Annotated in this window: 17 protein-coding genes; 14 read left to right on the top strand and 3 right to left on the bottom strand. The window is 60.4% G+C overall.

The window, feature by feature from the left end; genetic code table 11:
* Positions 1 to 22 precede the first annotated feature (22 nt).
* The 14 genes from FFS64_RS21880 (at position 23) to ureC (ending at position 13,337) form a co-directional block, all read left to right on the top strand.
* Positions 23 to 811 carry an ABC transporter ATP-binding protein gene (locus tag FFS64_RS21880; protein WP_137807134.1) on the top strand — a complete coding sequence of 263 codons (789 nt, stop codon included), beginning with the start codon at positions 23 to 25 and terminating at the stop codon, positions 809 to 811.
* Positions 808 to 1,755 (top strand): ABC transporter substrate-binding protein, encoded by a 948-nt coding sequence (locus FFS64_RS21875; protein ID WP_137807133.1) that lies wholly within the window; start codon positions 808 to 810, stop codon positions 1,753 to 1,755. The genes FFS64_RS21880 and FFS64_RS21875 overlap by 4 nt, the downstream gene beginning before the upstream one ends.
* Positions 1,752 to 2,762, top strand: coding sequence for an iron ABC transporter permease (locus FFS64_RS21870; protein WP_137807132.1), 1,011 nt, complete (start codon positions 1,752 to 1,754; stop codon positions 2,760 to 2,762). Before FFS64_RS21875 ends, FFS64_RS21870 begins: the two co-directional genes overlap by 4 nt.
* A 316-nt stretch (positions 2,763 to 3,078) precedes the next feature.
* Positions 3,079 to 4,344, top strand: a complete 1,266-nt coding sequence (gene urtA / locus FFS64_RS21865; protein ID WP_056852436.1) for an urea ABC transporter substrate-binding protein — start codon at positions 3,079 to 3,081, stop codon at positions 4,342 to 4,344.
* A 160-nt stretch (positions 4,345 to 4,504) separates the two neighbouring features.
* Positions 4,505 to 6,007 (top strand): urea ABC transporter permease subunit UrtB, encoded by a 1,503-nt coding sequence (urtB, locus tag FFS64_RS21860; RefSeq protein WP_137807131.1) that lies wholly within the window; start codon positions 4,505 to 4,507, stop codon positions 6,005 to 6,007.
* Entirely contained in the window at positions 6,007 to 7,086 is a 1,080-nt protein-coding gene (gene urtC / locus FFS64_RS21855) for an urea ABC transporter permease subunit UrtC (RefSeq protein ID WP_137807130.1), read from the top strand. Before urtB ends, urtC begins: the two co-directional genes overlap by 1 nt.
* A complete protein-coding gene (urtD, locus tag FFS64_RS21850) occupies positions 7,083 to 7,955 on the top strand; it encodes an urea ABC transporter ATP-binding protein UrtD (RefSeq protein WP_137807129.1) in 873 nt (290 codons plus the stop codon). Before urtC ends, urtD begins: the two co-directional genes overlap by 4 nt.
* Before the next feature lie 138 nt (positions 7,956 to 8,093).
* Positions 8,094 to 8,792 carry an urea ABC transporter ATP-binding subunit UrtE gene (gene urtE / locus FFS64_RS21840; RefSeq protein WP_137807128.1) on the top strand — a complete coding sequence of 233 codons (699 nt, stop codon included), beginning with the start codon at positions 8,094 to 8,096 and terminating at the stop codon, positions 8,790 to 8,792.
* A 30-nt stretch (positions 8,793 to 8,822) separates the two neighbouring features.
* The gene (locus tag FFS64_RS21835; RefSeq protein ID WP_137807127.1) at positions 8,823 to 9,662 is read left to right on the top strand and encodes an urease accessory protein UreD; all 840 of its coding nucleotides are present in this window, start codon (positions 8,823 to 8,825) and stop codon (positions 9,660 to 9,662) included.
* 159 nt (positions 9,663 to 9,821) lie between these two features.
* The gene (ureA, locus tag FFS64_RS21830) at positions 9,822 to 10,124 is read left to right on the top strand and encodes an urease subunit gamma (RefSeq protein ID WP_096513642.1); all 303 of its coding nucleotides are present in this window, start codon (positions 9,822 to 9,824) and stop codon (positions 10,122 to 10,124) included.
* Positions 10,125 to 10,133: 9 nt separating this feature from the next.
* Positions 10,134 to 10,667, top strand: coding sequence for a GNAT family N-acetyltransferase (locus FFS64_RS21825; RefSeq protein WP_137807126.1), 534 nt, complete (start codon positions 10,134 to 10,136; stop codon positions 10,665 to 10,667).
* A 6-nt stretch (positions 10,668 to 10,673) separates the two neighbouring features.
* Positions 10,674 to 11,207 carry a GNAT family N-acetyltransferase gene (locus FFS64_RS21820; protein ID WP_095192078.1) on the top strand — a complete coding sequence of 178 codons (534 nt, stop codon included), beginning with the start codon at positions 10,674 to 10,676 and terminating at the stop codon, positions 11,205 to 11,207.
* Positions 11,207 to 11,512 (top strand): urease subunit beta, encoded by a 306-nt coding sequence (locus tag FFS64_RS21815; RefSeq protein WP_137807125.1) that lies wholly within the window; start codon positions 11,207 to 11,209, stop codon positions 11,510 to 11,512. Before FFS64_RS21820 ends, FFS64_RS21815 begins: the two co-directional genes overlap by 1 nt.
* Positions 11,513 to 11,636: 124 nt before the next feature.
* Positions 11,637 to 13,337 carry an urease subunit alpha gene (gene ureC, locus FFS64_RS21810; protein WP_137807124.1) on the top strand — a complete coding sequence of 567 codons (1,701 nt, stop codon included), beginning with the start codon at positions 11,637 to 11,639 and terminating at the stop codon, positions 13,335 to 13,337.
* A gap of 44 nt (positions 13,338 to 13,381) precedes the next feature.
* Here ureC and FFS64_RS31795 read toward each other — a convergent pair whose 3' ends face one another.
* From FFS64_RS31795 to FFS64_RS31785, 3 genes are read right to left on the bottom strand one after another with little or no spacing between them, the layout of a single operon-like run.
* Positions 13,382 to 14,548: an NEL domain-containing protein gene (locus tag FFS64_RS31795; RefSeq protein ID WP_256660511.1), complete on the bottom strand. Its 1,167-nt coding sequence runs from the start codon at positions 14,546 to 14,548 to the stop codon at positions 13,382 to 13,384.
* Positions 14,549 to 14,582: 34 nt separating this feature from the next.
* Positions 14,583 to 15,044: a hypothetical protein gene (locus tag FFS64_RS31790; protein WP_256660510.1), complete on the bottom strand. Its 462-nt coding sequence runs from the start codon at positions 15,042 to 15,044 to the stop codon at positions 14,583 to 14,585.
* Positions 15,029 to 17,155 carry a dermonecrotic toxin domain-containing protein gene (locus FFS64_RS31785; protein WP_256660509.1) on the bottom strand — a complete coding sequence of 709 codons (2,127 nt, stop codon included), beginning with the start codon at positions 17,153 to 17,155 and terminating at the stop codon, positions 15,029 to 15,031. The genes FFS64_RS31790 and FFS64_RS31785 overlap by 16 nt, the downstream gene beginning before the upstream one ends.
* Positions 17,156 to 17,192: the final 37 nt, after the last annotated feature.

The following is a 17,192-nucleotide window of genomic DNA, read 5'->3' as shown; positions in this document are numbered from 1 at the left end:
CCCTCTTTTTCAGAGTCAATGCATGACCTCGCTGAACCTCACAAACCTCACCTGGTCCCCCCTGGGCCACGGCCACTGTCATCACCAGTTCCAGCTGCGTGATGCCTCGCTGCATGTGGCCGCCGGTGAGTTCGTCGGTTTGATCGGCCCCAACGGCAGCGGCAAGACCAGCCTGCTGCGTTGTGCCTGGCGCTTCAGCAAACCGGAAAGCGGCGAGGTCAGGCTTGATCACCACAACGTCTGGCAGCAGTCATCACGCTGGTGCGCACAACGCATCGCCGTGGTATTGCAGGAGTTTCCCGAGGCCTTCGGCCTGACCGTCGACGAAGTGGTCGCCATGGGCCGCACTCCACACAAAGGCCTGTTCGACGGAGACACTGCCGAGGATCGAAATCTCGTAACCCTGGCCCTGGAATCGGTCGGCCTTCACGGCTTCGAAGACCACGCTTTTTCCACCCTCTCCGGTGGAGAAAAACAGCGTGTGATTCTTGCCCGCGCCCTGGCCCAGCAACCGCAATTGCTGATCCTCGACGAGCCGACCAACCACCTCGATCCGCGCTATCAACTTGAGCTGTTGCAGTTGGTCAAGCGCCTGAAGATCGGCACCCTGGCGAGTATCCACGACCTCAACCTCGCCGCGGCTTTCTGCGATCGGTTGTATGTGATCAACCACGGCCGCATCGTCGCCAGCGGCACACCGAAAGAGGTCCTGACCGCCGCACTGTTGCGCAACGTGTTTGGCGTCGAAGCGCTGATCGATGAACACCCCTCGCACGGCTACCCACGAATTACCTGGATCACCCAACCATGAGTTTGCGTTCCCTGCTGTACGTTTCCCTGTTGCTGGGTAGCGCCCAAGCCTTTGCCGAGGCCACGCACTACCCGCTGACCATTCATAGCTGCAACCGGGAAGTGACTTTCCAGCATGCGCCAAAACACGCAGTCAGCCACGACATCAACATGACCCAAATGATGCTCGCCCTCGGCCTCAAACCGCAGATGGCCGGTTACAGCGGCGTGTCGGGCTGGAAGTCAGTGACGCCCGAGATGCACGGCATCCTCGATGGCTTGCCGGAACTGGCGGCCAAGTATCCCTCGGTGGAAACCCTGCTCAATGCCAACGTTGATTTCTTCTTTGCCGGTTGGGATTACGGCATGCGCGTGGGCGGTGATCTCACGCCGCAGACCCTGCAACCACTGGGCATCAACGTCTATGAGTTGACCGAGTCCTGCGCCTTCGTCATGAAGCGTCCACCGGCGACGCTGGAAGACACGTACAACGACCTGCGCAACCTCGGGAAAATCTTCGACGTGCAGGATCGCGCCAATGCCGTGATCAGCCAGATGCAGGCGCAAGTCGCCGGGATTCGCCAGAACCTGCCCGCCGACAAACCACGGGTGTTCCTCTACGACAGCGGCGAAGACCGGGCCATGACCTCGGGTCGCCTGGGCATGCCGCAAGCGCTGATCGATGCGGCCGGCGGACGCAACGTACTCGATGATGTAGAGGCGAGCTGGACCCGGGTCAACTGGGAGAACGTGGTCGAGCGCAATCCGCAGGTGATCGTGATCGTCGATTACGGCGAAGTTACCGCCGAACAGAAAGTGCAGTTCTTGCTCAGTAACAAGGCGCTGCAATCGGTGGATGCGGTCAAGCATCGGCGCTTCATCGTCATCCCTTACGTGCAGGCCACGCCGGGCATCGACAACGTGCTCGCGGTCGCCACGTTGGCCAAGGGTTTCTACGGCGAATGATCAATCGTCGCTACGCCTTGTTGCTGATCGCCCTCGGTGCGCTGTTGCTGGTGTCGTGCGTGGTGTCGCTGGGTTTCGGCCCGGCGCGGGTGCCGGTGGACGTCGTGTGGCGGATTCTGCTGCACAAGCTGTTCGGTTTCGGCGTGCCCGACTGGAGCGCCGGGCAGGAGTACATCGTCTGGCTGATCCGCGTGCCGCGCATGCTGCTTGGTGCGCTGGTGGGCGCCGGGCTGGCGCTGATCGGCGCGGTGTTGCAAGCGGTGACGCGCAACCCGCTGGCTGATCCGCATTTGCTCGGGGTCACCTCCGGCGCCACCCTCGGCGCGGTGATCGTGGTGCTGCATATCGGTGAAATCGTCGGCCTGTTGACCTTGCCCATCGCCGCCTTTATCGGTGCGTTGTTGAGCATGCTGGTGGTGCTGATGATCGCCAGCCGCCACGGCCGTCTGGACAGTGATCGCCTGCTGCTGTGCGGCGTGGCGGTGTCGTTCGTGATGATGGCGATTGCCAACCTGCTGTTGTTTCTCGGCGATCACCGCGCCAGTTCCGCAGTGATGTTCTGGATGCTCGGCGGGCTCGGGCTGGCTCGCTGGGAACTGCTCGCCGTGCCTGCTGCCAGCGTGCTGTTCGGCTTGGTGTTGCTGCTGGGTATGGCGCGGTCGTTGAACGCCTTGATGGCGGGCGAGCAGACGGCTGTGACACTGGGGTTGAACGCCCGAACGGTACGATTGTGGGTGTTCGTGATCGCCTCGCTTATGACCGGTGTGCTGGTGTCCATCAGCGGCTCGATTGGTTTTGTCGGGTTAATGGTGCCGCATATTGCGCGGCGTCTGGTCGGGGCGGAACACCGACGGCTGTTGCCGGTGTGCGTGTTGCTTGGCAGCGTGTTTCTGGTTTGGGTTGACGTTGCCGCACGAACAATGATCGCCCCCGAAGACTTGCCTATCGGCGTCGCCACCGCAGCCATCGGCGGGCTGTTCTTCATCGGCCTGATGCGCCGCCGCTGATCCTTTGCTCGCCTGTAGGAGCGAGACTTGCCCGCGAAAGCGGTCGATCAGACAAATTGATTCTGGATGTGCGGCCGCCTTCGCGAGCAAGCTTCGCTCCTACAGGGACGTGGAGTGCAATTGTACGCCCCAATGTGGCGCACCTCGGCGCACCACTGCCCCGACCTCGTCCCTTCATGGTGCGCCGCCAACCTGCGCAACCGCTCTAAACCGATATTTCCCTGCCTTTTCCCGACCGGGCACAGCCCTTGCTAAAGACCCTTCAGTCGTCCGCATCTGCCAACCAGAAAAATTAAACGTTCATGGAGATCGCACAATGAAGCGTCGCAGTTTGATCAAGGCTTTCACACTCTCGGCAAGCATTGCCGCGATGGGCATGACCTGGACCGTCCAGGCTGCCGAGACCATCAAGGTCGGCATCCTGCATTCGTTGTCCGGCACCATGGCGATCTCCGAAACGTCGCTCAAGGACATGGCATTGATGACCATCGACGAGATCAACGCCAAGGGCGGCGTGAATGGCAAGATGCTGGAGCCGGTGGTGGTGGACCCGGCGTCGAACTGGCCGCTGTTTGCGGAAAAAGGCCGGCAGTTGCTGACCCAGGACAAGGTGGCGGTGGTGTTCGGCTGCTGGACTTCCGTGTCGCGCAAATCGGTGTTGCCGGTGTTCGAAGAGCTCAATGGCCTGCTGTTCTATCCGGTGCAGTACGAAGGCGAAGAGATGTCGCCGAACGTGTTCTACACCGGCGCCGCGCCGAACCAGCAGGCCATCCCCGCCGTTGAATACCTGATGAGCGAAGAAGGCGGCAGCGCCAAGCGTTACTTCCTGCTCGGCACCGACTACGTCTACCCGCGCACCACCAACAAAATCCTGCGTTCGTTCCTGCACTCCAAAGGCGTGGCCGACAAGGACATCGAAGAGGTCTACACCCCGTTCGGTCACAGCGATTACCAGACCATCGTGGCCAACATCAAAAAATTCTCGGCCGGGGGCAAGACCGCGGTTATCTCTACGGTCAACGGCGACTCCAACGTGCCGTTCTATAAAGAGCTGGCCAACCAGGGGTTGAAAGCCACCGACGTTCCGGTGGTGGCCTTCTCGGTAGGTGAAGAAGAGCTGCGCGGAATCGACACCAAGCCGCTGGTGGGCAACCTCGCGGCGTGGAACTACTTCGAGTCGGTCGAGAATCCGGCCAACAAGAAATTCGTCGCTGACTGGAAAGCCTACGCGAAGAAACACAACCTGCCGGGCGCCGACAAAGCCGTGACCAACGACCCGATGGAGGCCACTTACGTCGGCATCCACATGTGGGCGCAGGCGGCTGAAAAAGCCAAGTCCACCGACGTCGACAAAGTCCGCGAGGCCCTGGGTGGCCAGACCTTTGCCGCGCCGTCCGGCTATACCCTGACCATGGACAAGACCAACCACCACCTGCACAAGCCTGTGATGATCGGCGAGATCCAGGCCGACGGTCAGTTCAACGTGGTCTGGCAGACCGAAGGCCCGATCCGCGCCCAACCGTGGAGCCCGTTCATTCCGGGCAACGACAAGAAGCCTGAGTATGCGGTGAAGAGCAACTGAGCCATTGGATGTCCGGCCTGACCGCACAGCTCAGGCCCGACACAAATCCTGTGGGAGCTGGCTTGCCTGCGATGGCATCACCTCGGTACATCAGATACACCGAGTCGCCTGCATTGCTGGCAAGCCAGCTCCCACATTAGTCCGAGCAAGGCGACTCTCTATGCCCACTGCCCTTTACCGCTTCATTCTTGCCATCGCATTTCTTTTGCCGATGGCCTCGTTCGCCGGTGACGCCGAAGACTTCGTCGTCGCCAACCCCGTGCAGCAAGCCAAACTGCTTGAAGCCTGGGCCGCGCAGCCCGATCCGGCGCGTATTGAACTGATCAACGCTCTGCAACAGGGCGAACTGACGGTCGATGGCCAGCCGAAAACCTTGCGCCTGAATAACCGCTTGCGGGGTTTGATCGACACCGCCCTGGCCAGCCACCAACTGCTCGCCGCTGACGCGAAAATCCGTCTGGCCGCTGCGCAGCAATTGCAGAAAAGCGCCAAACCCGCGCAGCTCAAATTCCTCGATCAGCAACTGGCGGCGGAACAGGATGAAAGCGTCCACGCCGCCCTGAGCCTGGCCCTGGCCAACCTGCAACTGGTGGACGTCAATCCCGCGGTGCGTCTGGCGGCCGTGCGCCTGCTCGGTGAGACCGGCGACCCGCTGGCCCGCACTCGCCTCGAAAGCCTGTTGGAACCTGGCGTGGAATCCGATACGAATGTGCGCACCGCCGCCGAGACCAGCCTCGCACAGGTCAAACGCAAACTGCTGATGGGCGAACTGCTCGGCCAGGCCTTCAGCGGCATGTCCCTCGGCTCGATCCTGCTGCTGGCGGCACTGGGCCTGGCAATCACCTTCGGCCTGCTCGGTGTGATCAACATGGCCCACGGCGAGATGCTGATGCTCGGCGCCTACTCGACTTACGTGGTGCAACTGATGTTCCAGCGTTACGCGCCGCAGGCCATCGAGTTCTATCCATTGATCGCGCTGCCGGTGGCGTTTTTCGTCACCGCCGGGATCGGCATGGCGCTGGAACGCACCGTGATTCGCCATCTCTATGGGCGTCCGTTGGAAACCCTGCTCGCCACCTGGGGCATCAGCCTGATGTTGATCCAGTTGGTGCGTTTGCTGTTCGGCGCGCAGAACGTCGAAGTAGCCAACCCCGCGTGGTTGTCGGGCGGGATTCAGGTGCTGCCGAATCTGGTGCTGCCGTACAACCGGATCGTCATCATCGCCTTCGCGTTGTTTGTTGTTGTCCTTACTTGGCTGTTGCTGAACAAGACTCGCCTGGGTCTGAACGTGCGTGCGGTCACCCAGAACCGCAACATGGCCGCTTGCTGCGGCGTACCCACGGGGCGCGTCGACATGCTCGCCTTCGGCCTCGGTTCGGGCATCGCCGGTCTCGGTGGCGTGGCGCTGAGCCAGATCGGCAACGTCGGTCCTGACCTCGGCCAGAGCTACATCATCGACTCGTTCCTGGTGGTGGTGCTCGGTGGTGTCGGGCAATTGGCCGGTAGCGTATTCGCCGCCTTCGGCCTGGGGATCGCCAACAAGATTCTCGAACCGCAGATCGGTGCCGTGCTCGGCAAGATCCTCATCCTCGCGCTGATCATTCTGTTCATCCAGAAACGTCCGCAAGGCCTCTTCGCACTCAAAGGACGGGTGATCGACTGATGAACCAGCCCCTGCTCGTTACCGCGACACAGAAAGCCGGCCCCAAAGTCACGATGGCCGTCGGTGTTGTCGTCCTCGTTCTGCTGCTGACGTTGCCGTTGCTGTCGTTGTTGCCGGCGGACAGCACGCTGCATGTGTCGGCTTATACGCTGACGCTGGTGGGCAAAATCCTTTGCTACGCCATCGTCGCCCTGGCGCTGGACCTGGTCTGGGGTTACGCCGGCCTGTTGTCCCTCGGCCATGGCCTGTTCTTCGCCCTTGGCGGTTATGCGATGGGCATGTACCTGATGCGCCAGGCCTCGGGTGATGGCTTGCCGGCGTTCATGACGTTCCTGTCGTGGACCGAATTGCCCTGGTACTGGAGCGGCACCAGCAGCTTCCTCTGGGCCCTGTGCCTGGTGGTGTTGGCGCCGGGTCTGCTGGCGCTGGTGTTCGGCTTCTTCGCCTTCCGATCGCGGATCAAGGGCGTGTACTTCTCGATCATGACCCAAGCCCTGACCTTCGCCGGGATGCTGCTGTTTTTCCGCAACGAAACCGGGTTCGGCGGCAACAACGGCTTCACCAACTTCCGCACGATTCTCGGCTTTGGCATCACCGAACCGGGCACCCGCGCGGTGCTGTTTTTCGCCACAGTGTTGTTGCTGGTGGCGAGCCTGTTCATCGGTTGGCGGCTGGCGCGGAGCAAGTTTGGTCGCGTGTTGACCGCGCTGCGCGATGCGGAAAACCGCCTGATGTTCTGCGGCTACGACCCACGGGGTTTCAAGCTGTTCGTCTGGGTGTTGAGCGCTGTGTTGTGCGGCCTGGCCGGCGCGTTGTATGTGCCGCAAGTCGGCATCATCAACCCGAGCGAAATGTCGCCGACCAACTCCATCGAAGCCGCCGTGTGGGTCGCCCTCGGCGGTCGCGGAACCCTGATCGGTCCGTTGCTCGGTGCCGGTGTGGTCAACGGCATGAAGAGCTGGTTCACCGTGGCCTTCCCCGAATACTGGCTGTTCTTCCTCGGCGCGCTGTTCATCGTCGTGACCCTGTACCTGCCCAAAGGCGTGATCGGTTTGCTTAAGAAAAGAGGTGAGTCATGAGAGTCACTGCGACGGCTGAATTCATGCTCGAGCCGGCCTTCTTCCCACCACTGGAACCGAACAAGGACGCCGGCAGCAGCCGCGACGCCATCGGCCTCGGCCAGCGCGCCGGTAAAGGTTTGAACACCCGCCACGGCACCATCCTGACCTTGGAAGACATCAGCGTCAGCTTCGATGGCTTCAAGGCACTGAACGATTTGAACCTGTACATCGGTGTCGGCGAACTGCGCTGCATCATCGGCCCCAACGGTGCGGGCAAGACCACACTGATGGACGTGATCACCGGCAAGACCCGTCCGAGTCACGGCAAGGGCTGGTTCGGCGAAACCCTGGACCTGACGCAAATGAGCGAAGTGCAGATCGCCCAGGCCGGCATCGGTCGAAAATTCCAGAAGCCGACGGTGTTCGAAGCTTTGAGCGTGTTCGAGAACCTGGAGCTGGCGCAGAAAACCGACAAGTCGGTGTGGGCCAGCCTGCGTGCGCGGCTCAATGGCGAACAGAAGGATCGCATCGTCGAAGTGTTGGACACCATTCGCCTGACCGCCTCGGTCAATCGCCCGGCAGGCCTGCTTTCCCATGGACAGAAGCAGTTCCTGGAAATCGGCATGCTGTTGATGCAGGACCCGCAACTGCTGCTGCTCGACGAGCCGGTGGCGGGCATGACCGATGCTGAAACCGAATTCACCGCCGAGCTGTTCAAGACCCTGGCCGGCAAACATTCGCTGATGGTGGTGGAACACGACATGGGCTTCGTCGGCTCGATTGCCGACCACGTCACCGTGCTGCACCAGGGCAGCGTGCTGGCCGAAGGGTCGCTGGAGCAGGTGCAGGACAATGAGCGGGTGATCGAGGTTTACCTCGGTCGCTGATTTGCGAATACAAAACCTGTGGGAGCGGGCTTGCCCGCGATGAGGGTGGCACCCGCAACATAGATGTCGGCTGGTCCACCGCTATCGCTGGCAAGCCAGCTCCCACAGGGTTCTGTGTGGAACAGAAGGAATTTGGAAATGCTGCAAGTCGACAAGCTGCACCAGTACTACGGCGGTAGCCACATCCTGCGCGGCCTGACGTTCGACGTGAAGGTCGGTGAGGTCACCTGCCTGCTCGGCCGCAACGGCGTGGGCAAGACCACCTTGCTCAAGTGCCTGATGGGCCTGCTGCCGGCAAAGGAAGGGGCGGTGAACTGGGAAGGCAAACCGATCACCGCGTTCAAGCCACATCAACGGGTGCATGCCGGGATCGCCTACGTGCCGCAAGGCCGGGAAATCTTTGGCCGACTGACCGTGGAAGAAAACCTGCTGATGGGCCTGTCGCGCTTCCCGGGCTCCGAGGCCAGGGAAGTCCCGGCCTTCATCTACGAACTGTTCCCGGTGTTGCTGCAAATGAAACAGCGCCGTGGCGGTGATTTGTCCGGCGGCCAGCAGCAACAACTGGCCATCGGGCGAGCCCTGGCCAGCCGTCCGCGGTTGCTGATCCTCGATGAACCCACCGAAGGCATTCAGCCGTCGGTGATCAAGGAAATCGGCGCGGTGATCAAGAAGCTCGCGGCCCGCGGCGACATGGCGATTCTGCTGGTGGAGCAGTTCTATGACTTCGCCGCCGAACTGGCCGATCAATACCTGGTGATGTCCCGGGGCGAGATCGTGCAACAGGGTCGCGGTGAAAATATGGAAGCCGAGGGTGTGCGTGGTTTGGTTACGATTTAATCTGTAGCAACCTAACGATAATTGGACATCATGAATTTACCTGCCGCCACTTCCCTGTTTACCCCAAGCTGGCACGCCGAGCTGGAGCTGGGCTATGCCCGCTTCGGCGACAGCACACGCCCGGTACAGCGCCGTCATCTCGGCCCGTTGCGCGTGCAGAAGCATTTGTACGCCGAAGGTCCGGAGGTCTGCCAACACATCATCGTCCACCCCCCCGGCGGGATCGCCGGGGGTGATCGCCTGGACATTTCGGCCAGCGTCGGCCGCGATGCCTGGGCGCAGATCACCAGCCCGGGTGCAGCCAAGTGGTATCGCGCCGCCGGCCCCGCCTATCAGCAGTTGGACTTGAAGGTGGCGGCCGGTGCGACACTGGAATGGCTGCCCCAGGAGACGATCATTTTCAGTGCAGCGCAGGCTGAGCTCAGTACATCGATCGACCTTGAGGCTGATGCCCGATTGTTCTACTGGGACGTGGTGGCCCTGGGTCGGCCGGCCAGCGGCGAGCGCTTTGACCTCGGGCATTTTCAGACGCATCTGGATATCCGCCGTGATGGTCAGTTGCTCTGGCATGAGCGCCAGCGCATTGTCGGGGATGACGGCTTGCTCGACTCACCGATTGGGCTGGACGGGCAACCGGTGTTTGCCACGCTATTGGTGACTGGCGAGATTGATAGCGAACTGCTGGAGAAATGCCGTTCGCTGCCCAATGAAGTGCGCGGGGATTTGACTCAGTTGCCTGGGCTGATTGTGGCCCGGTGCATGGCCAGCGAAGCGCTGTTGGCGCGGGGCTGGTTGATTGAATTATGGCGATTGCTCAGGCCTGTGTTGCTTGGCCGAGAAGCAGTCCCCCCCAGAATATGGAACACCTGAATAATGCTTTTTTGTGGGAGCGGGCTTGCCCGCGATAGCGGTGTATCAGGCGCCATATGTTCTGAATGTGCTGACGTCTTCGCGGGCAAGCCCGCTCCCACAGGGATTTGTATTTACAGGTCCGAAAACTTTTTCAATCTGCCCTGATGGATTCCAACGATGGACCTGACCCCACGCGAAAAAGACAAGCTGCTGATCTTCACCGCAGGCCTCGTGGCCGAGCGGCGGTTGGCCCGCGGTGTGAAACTCAATTACCCCGAGGCCATGGCCTACATCTCCGCGGCGCTGCTTGAAGGCGCCCGCGATGGCCAGACCGTCGCGCAACTGATGCACTACGGCACCACGCTGCTGAGCCGCGAACAAGTGATGGAAGGCATCCCCGAAATGATCCCGGAGATCCAGGTCGAAGCGACGTTCCCCGACGGCACCAAACTGGTCACCGTCCACCAACCCATCGCCTGAGGCCGAACCATGACTTACACCATTCGCGATGCCGTGCATGCCGACCTGCCGGCAATCCGTGACATCTATAACGATGCCGTACTCAACACCACGGCGATCTGGAATGAACAGGCCGTCGACCTCGGAAACCGCCAAGCCTGGTTCAGCGCCCGGCAGGCGCAAAGCTATCCGATCCTGGTCATCGTCAACGCCGACAACAACGTGCTGGGCTACGCTTCATTCGGCGACTGGCGCCCGTTCGACGGTTTCCGCCACACCGTCGAGCACTCGGTCTACGTGCGCAGCGATCAGCGCGGCAATGGCCTGGGCCCGAAACTGATGGACGCCCTGATTGAACGCGCCAGGGACTGTGGCAAGCACGTGATGGTCGCCGCCATCGAAAGTGGCAACGCCGCCTCGATTCGCCTGCATGAGCGCATCGGCTTCGTGATCACCGGGCAGATGCCTCAGGTGGGCACCAAGTTCGGGCGCTGGCTGGATCTGACCTTTATGCAACTGACCCTTAATCCTGGCGCGCAACCACCGAGTGCCAGCAAGGAGTGATGCCCGATGAACCCCGCCCAACTGCGACGCGTCAATGTTGAAAGCTTTGCGCACTACCGTCAGGGATTGATTGATCTGTTGCTCGATGCAGTGGGTTATGGCGCCAGCGTCGGCTTCATGGCCAACCTTGATGCAACCCAGGCCCGCGCGTATTTCGATGAAGTTCAGGAGAACCTGAACAAGGGCCATGTGTTGTTGTGGGTGGTGGTCAAGGACGAACAAGTTCAGGCCAGCGTACAACTGACCCTGTGCCAGAAAGCCAATGGCCTGAACCGCGCCGAGGTGCAGAAATTGCTGGTGCGCGAGCACGCGCGGCGACGAGGTCTGGGCCAGCAGTTGATGACGGCTCTGGAGCAGGCCGCCCTGCAACACAAGCGCGGCATGCTCTACCTAGATACCGAAGCCGGCTCCCCCGCCGAAGACTTCTACAAGGCACTGGGCTACACCCGCGCCGGCGAAATCCCCGATTACGCCTGCGACCCGAGCGGACGCTACAAGCCGACCGCCCTCTACTACAAGATTCTCCAAGGAGCCCATTGATGATTCCCGGTGAATACCAGATCCAGTCCGGCGACATCGAACTCAACGTTGGCCGACGCACCCTCAGCTTGAACGTGGCCAACAGTGGCGACCGACCAATCCAGGTCGGTTCGCACTACCACTTCTTCGAAGCCAACGACGCGCTGACCTTCGACCGCGCTGTCAGCCGCGGCATGCGCCTGAACATCCCCGCCGGCACCGCCGTGCGCTTCGAGCCGGGGCAGAGTCGGGAAGTCGAGCTTGTCGAGCTAGCCGGGTTGCGCCGGGTTTTTGGGTTTGCGGGAAGAGTCATGGGCGATTTATAGATCGACTTCAGCTACAAGCTCCAAGCCTCAAGCTGCATGAAAGAGCAGTCTGCGGCACCCCCTATTTGCTTTTACTTGAGGCTTGCAGCTTGAAGCTTGCAGCTCAATTGCGAGGAACGAGTCATTGAAGATTTCCCGTCAGGCCTACGCCGACATGTATGGCCCCACCGTCGGTGACAAGGTCCGCCTGGCCGACACCGAGCTGTGGATCGAAGTCGAGAAGGACTTCACCACCTACGGCGAAGAAGTGAAGTTCGGCGGCGGCAAAGTCATCCGCGACGGCCAGGGCCAGAGTCAACTGCTCGCCGCCGAAGTCGTCGACACCCTGATCACCAACGCGCTGATCATCGACCACTGGGGCATCGTCAAGGCCGACGTTGGCCTCAAGGACGGGCGCATTGCTGCGATCGGCAAGGCCGGCAACCCGGACATCCAGCCCAGCGTCAACATCGCCATCGGCGCCAGCACCGAAGTCATCGCCGGTGAAGGCATGATCCTCACTGCCGGCGGCATCGACACCCACATTCACTTCATCTGCCCGCAGCAGATCGAAGAAGCGCTAATGAGCGGCGTAACCACCATGATCGGCGGCGGCACCGGACCCGCCACCGGCACCAACGCCACCACCTGCACTTCCGGTCCGTGGCACCTGGCGCGGATGCTCCAGGCGGCGGATGCCTTTCCGATGAACATCGGCCTGACCGGCAAGGGCAACGCCAGTCTGCCGGAGCCATTGATCGAGCAGGTCAAGGCCGGCGCCATCGGCTTGAAACTGCACGAAGATTGGGGCACCACCCCGGCGAGCATCGACAACTGCCTGAGCGTGGCCGATGAGTACGACGTACAGGTAGCGATCCACACCGACACCCTCAACGAGTCCGGCTTCGTCGAAACCACCCTCGCCGCCTTCAAGGGCCGCACCATCCACACCTACCACACCGAAGGTGCGGGCGGCGGTCACGCGCCGGACATCATCAAGGCTTGCGGCTTCGCCAACGTGCTGCCGAGCTCGACCAACCCGACCCGGCCGTTCACCCGCAACACCATCGACGAACACCTCGACATGCTGATGGTCTGTCACCACCTGGACCCGAGCATTGCCGAGGATGTGGCCTTCGCCGAAAGCCGCATTCGCCGCGAGACAATTGCCGCCGAAGACATCCTTCACGACCTCGGTGCGTTTTCGATGATCAGCTCCGACAGCCAGGCCATGGGGCGGGTCGGCGAAGTCATCACCCGCACCTGGCAGACCGCCGACAAGATGAAAAAGCAGCGCGGCCCACTGCCCGGCGACGGCGCGGGCAACGACAACTTCCGCGCCAAGCGCTACATCGCCAAATACACCATTAACCCGGCGATTACCCACGGTATCAGTCATGAAGTGGGTTCGATCGAAGTGGGTAAATGGGCGGATCTGGTGCTGTGGCGTCCCGCGTTTTTTGGGGTCAAGCCGACGCTGATTCTCAAGGGCGGCGCCATTGCGGCCAGCCTGATGGGCGATGCCAACGCCTCGATTCCTACGCCGCAACCGGTGCACTACCGTCCGATGTTCGCCAGTTATGGTGGCTCGCTGCATGCCACCAGCCTGACCTTTATCAGTCAGGCGGCGCAGGAAGCAGGCCTGCCTGAGGTGTTGGGTTTGAAGAAAAAGATCGCTGTGGTCAAAGGCTGTCGCGATGTGCAGAAAACCGATCTGATCCACAACGATTATTTGCCGAACATCGACGTCGACCCGCAGACCTATCAGGTCAAGGCCGACGGTGTTTTGCTGTGGTGCGAACCGGCAGATACCTTGCCGATGGCGCAACGGTACTTCCTGTTCTGACCGATCGCCCCCTTTGCAGGAGCGAGCAGAGCTCGCTCCTGCAATTATCCGCGTTGCAATTTGGCGCGCCGGATGGCTTCGCCAGTCAACTTGATGAGCAATGCTTTTTCCTGCTCTGCGATAACGCCCATTTCCGCGTAATACTCGTCATTGCTCAAGACCGTGCTTGGCGGGACTTCACTGTCCGGTTTGCCCAGCAGTCCGGCCAACCGCAGAACCTCCGAACGCCAATGCGCTTTATGCACGGCGGATGTACTGTCGACCCAGGCTTGTTGCGCGGCTTGCAGATCCAGCAAAGGCTCACCCCTGACATGCAAGGCCCGGATCTGCTGCGAATGGCTTCGCTCGAGATAGTTGACCCAGAATGGCTGCTCAAGCAGCCGCTCCTGCAGCTGCGCCCCCTGTTCTTTCTCGATCACCCGATCGTAGGCTTTGCCAATCATCTCACTCGACACATCGGGCGCCCGGAACATCATCTCCCGGGATTGCCAAGGCAAATCCAGGCGCTCGGCCAACATTGTGGGATAGATCATATGGATCTCGACTTCATCGATATCCAGCAGCGGTTGCCCCTGCGCATCGAAGTGAGGAACCAGATCCCCGGCGTCATCGAATTCAGGAAACCGGCGCCCCTCGGCGACCAACTCACTGATCCGCTCTCGAGCGATCCTGCCCAACTCGTCCAGACGCCACCTGCCCCTTGCCAATTCCGCCAACTCGGTTTCAATCAGATCGTGCGCCCCCAGCTCATATGCCTGAGCAATCAGCACCTCAACGCCCATGGCGTTGAATAACTGCGCGCCGGCATCCACACAGGTCGTAGGGGCGGCGGCCATGCGAAACAGCTTCTCGCGCAATGCCGTATACGCGGCGGTTGTTTCAACCATTGACCAGACCTTGCCACACAGCTCTGCCTTCGCCGCGTCGTCTGTGGTCAGCGCATCCGCCGACTGCGCCAGTTTCCTCAATTCGTTGAAGAAAGGCTCCGAGCCGGGCTCCTTCTCCAGGTCAGCCCATTGATCCTGTTTGGCCTGCCATTGCTGTTCGGTCAGCCCCTCTTTCCAAAGTTGGCTGTCGAGAATGCCCAAGGGCGGATACTGTCGATCCGGCTCAAAACCGACTGATTGGCGATAGTCCCTGACCCTTTGCAAATTCTCGGTGGAAATGGAAGCAGGTTCGTGGCTGATGAGTGTGCGCGCCACGATCTCCACCTGCGCCGAACCTGGCTCCACTTGCGGAATGATTTCAAGCGTATTGGCCCGCATATCCAGCATGAAAGTGCGGACGCGCGGCTGTTCGAACAGGCCTGTCCGTGTCTTCCAGTGCTTCCAGATACAGGCCCTCGTAGGCGCGGCTCAAGCGTACCTGGCTCTCTGCGGCTCGCGCCTTTTCGCGAAGGCCCAGGGGGATTTTGTGTTTTTGTGCCAGGTGCAGCCGTTCCTCCGGGGTTGCATCGCGCAGTAACGCTTCAGCGATAGTCGCGGGTAACGTCGGGTGGTTGTCCCGCAGCAACCGCACATCGGCACTGTCAGGGATCTTCCTTTGTTTGTAGAGGACGTCGAAGATACGTTTACGTTGTTTGCCCGCCTGCTCGGCCAGACGTTTTTGCAACTCGTTGATGCGTACTTGTTTGTCGCTGGAAATGCCCTGGCCGAGCAATTCATGGATTTCCTTTTCGCTGAAGTTCTCGATCACCCGAATCGGCAAACGGCCTGCCCGTAACTCGAAGCGGGACAGTTTGATCTGGCGATCAACCGCCTGAGCAATCGGGTTTTGTCCCACGCCAGGGGGCGCTCGATTTCAATCTTCCAGCTGCCGGCATCGTTATGCCTTACCAGGGGTTGATACGCGCCTGACCGCCGAGGATGCTTGAGGGTGTGCAGCCCGGTTTCGGGATCCTGTGCCACCACGTAATGCTTGTCCCCGAGTCGCAGCACATCCTCGCCCCCATGCGGGTAAAGGCCCAGCGCGTTGGGCTGCGAGGCTTGCGGCAAGATCACCGGATGCTCGTAGGGCGTCAGGTCCGGGTTCCACAGAAGTACCTTGCCATTGATCTCGATGGGTTTGAGATTTTCGACGAAGGGCGAAAGTGCGACAGGCGCCCTCGGCAGGACATGCCCCGCGCCCATCAACGCAAACTGCGCAGTGTTGATCAGGAAACCGTTGATGTAGGCCGATGCCTCTTCTTTATCGCCCTTGCTCCAGTCCTCAAGACCTTCGGCCAGCTCCGCCAACATCTGCGCAACCATGATGCCTAGCACCGCCTCATTCAATCCGGGCACCAGCATCGCCGCGAAGGTGAACAGGTTCCAGCCGATGTCCAGGTAGCTGGTCAATCGCTTCCAGCGACTGGTTGCATCTTCATCACCGGTCGGCACGGCAATGCAGCGCGCATCGGCAATGACCTTGTCCCGCCTCTGTTGGAACAGGGTCCCCCACACGTCTCCGAGGATCAGATTGGTAATGGGTTCCGCGTTGGGGTTCTCGATGGCGGTCTCGCGCCACCACGGCCCCATGTCGAGCGGTTGTCGTTGCTGCCACGTGATGGTCTTGATGCGTTCGTTGAGCCTGGCGAAAAAATGGCCTTTGTCTTTCTGTGCCACGAACCGGCTGAAAAAGGCCTGGTAATCCGGCTCGCGCAGCTGGCCGATCAAAGTCTTCATGAACTCGGTCAGGGAGTCATATTCTTTCAGCGGATGGTCGGGGTCATCCGGGACATAGGCGATCAATCGACCAGTAAGGCGACTCTGTTTATAGAGGTCATCATTGCGCAACATTTCATCCTTGATACCCGTGGGGCCATTGGCGAAGAAGGCCTGGATCAGCTTGAAGTTCTCATAGGCGTTGCCGGTTAAAAACGGAATACGCCGAGACCAGTCTGCCCAGAATCTCAGGCTTTCAGGCGTCAAGGCGTCCACTGCCTTTTTCACTTCAGAAGCTTCGCTTACGGCACTGAACAGCACGACGGACGCCAGGCGAAAGCCCATCAGTGACAAACGATGGCTGCCCAGGGGCAAGCCATTGAACCTGACTCCTGCTTGCTCATCAGCGACTGCGTTAAGACAGTTCAAGGCCTCAACGCTGATATCGCCTTTCAGACGAGCCATAAAGGCCGATGATTTGAAGGCAGCTTTTTCGCTGGCAATCGAGCGCTCCTGCAACAATCGCTGTGCGGTGGGGTCGGCGGGTGCCAGCTTCGCTTTGATATGGGTTTGATACTGCCCACCGATGTCCAGCCTGCGACACAGGCTGGCGAAACCTTCCGGTGTCATGGCTCTGATCGGTTGTGGATTTCCCTGCACGCCGTCGCGAAAGACGCCCGACCCGCTTCGGAACGCACCGGGTCGGGTTTCCGCCTCTTCAAAATTATGCAACGCCGCGGCGAGCAATGAACTTCGATGTATGCGACTGACACCGGTATCAATGCCAAAGATGAGGTTGTCCGGAATATACAGGTGCAGTGACAGTGTTTCGGGATCTTCAAAACTGTTGAAGTTCGCCTGCAAGGATGTCTGCAGCAACGGCTTGGCAAAGGCGTTGATATCGCTTTGCAGGTCTACCAGCAGTTCATCGAGTTCGCCCTGCAAGCGCCAGCGCTCGTCAATCAGCGCTTTCAATCGCTGTCGATGGTTCGCCGGTAATGGGATGTACCAGTCCGGCATCGTTGCCTTGAGCGACAACATCGATTCCAGCATGACGGGCGAAGCATTTTTTATCGCCGCGGGAATGACTTCAGTCACTCGTTGCTCATAAGTACCCTGGTTAACTCTGACCGGAGAGGGGATGGTCGCCGGATTGCTTCCTTGCGAATCAGACATGGTTCAAACCTTCGAATGAATAGTGAAGCCAATAGAC

The organism is Pseudomonas sp. G(2018), assembly GCF_005502415.1.
In the GTDB taxonomy this organism is placed as follows: Bacteria; Pseudomonadota; Gammaproteobacteria; order Pseudomonadales; family Pseudomonadaceae; genus Aquipseudomonas.
This window is presented reverse-complemented; position numbering and strand designations above follow the sequence as displayed.

What these genes read in the sequence shown, in the direction of transcription:
- FFS64_RS21880 (WP_137807134.1), top strand. Translation starts at nt 23, where the DNA reads ATGACCTCGCTGAACCTCACAAACCTCACCTGGTCCCCCCTGGGCCAC.
- FFS64_RS21875 (WP_137807133.1), top strand. Translation starts at nt 808, where the DNA reads ATGAGTTTGCGTTCCCTGCTGTACGTTTCCCTGTTGCTGGGTAGCGCC.
- FFS64_RS21870 (WP_137807132.1), top strand. Translation starts at nt 1,752, where the DNA reads ATGATCAATCGTCGCTACGCCTTGTTGCTGATCGCCCTCGGTGCGCTG.
- urtA (WP_056852436.1), top strand. Translation starts at nt 3,079, where the DNA reads ATGAAGCGTCGCAGTTTGATCAAGGCTTTCACACTCTCGGCAAGCATT.
- urtB (WP_137807131.1), top strand. Translation starts at nt 4,505, where the DNA reads ATGCCCACTGCCCTTTACCGCTTCATTCTTGCCATCGCATTTCTTTTG.
- urtC (WP_137807130.1), top strand. Translation starts at nt 6,007, where the DNA reads ATGAACCAGCCCCTGCTCGTTACCGCGACACAGAAAGCCGGCCCCAAA.
- urtD (WP_137807129.1), top strand. Translation starts at nt 7,083, where the DNA reads ATGAGAGTCACTGCGACGGCTGAATTCATGCTCGAGCCGGCCTTCTTC.
- urtE (WP_137807128.1), top strand. Translation starts at nt 8,094, where the DNA reads ATGCTGCAAGTCGACAAGCTGCACCAGTACTACGGCGGTAGCCACATC.
- FFS64_RS21835 (WP_137807127.1), top strand. Translation starts at nt 8,823, where the DNA reads ATGAATTTACCTGCCGCCACTTCCCTGTTTACCCCAAGCTGGCACGCC.
- ureA (WP_096513642.1), top strand. Translation starts at nt 9,822, where the DNA reads ATGGACCTGACCCCACGCGAAAAAGACAAGCTGCTGATCTTCACCGCA.
- FFS64_RS21825 (WP_137807126.1), top strand. Translation starts at nt 10,134, where the DNA reads ATGACTTACACCATTCGCGATGCCGTGCATGCCGACCTGCCGGCAATC.
- FFS64_RS21820 (WP_095192078.1), top strand. Translation starts at nt 10,674, where the DNA reads ATGAACCCCGCCCAACTGCGACGCGTCAATGTTGAAAGCTTTGCGCAC.
- FFS64_RS21815 (WP_137807125.1), top strand. Translation starts at nt 11,207, where the DNA reads ATGATTCCCGGTGAATACCAGATCCAGTCCGGCGACATCGAACTCAAC.
- FFS64_RS31785 (WP_256660509.1), bottom strand. Translation starts at nt 17,155, where the DNA reads ATGTCTGATTCGCAAGGAAGCAATCCGGCGACCATCCCCTCTCCGGTC.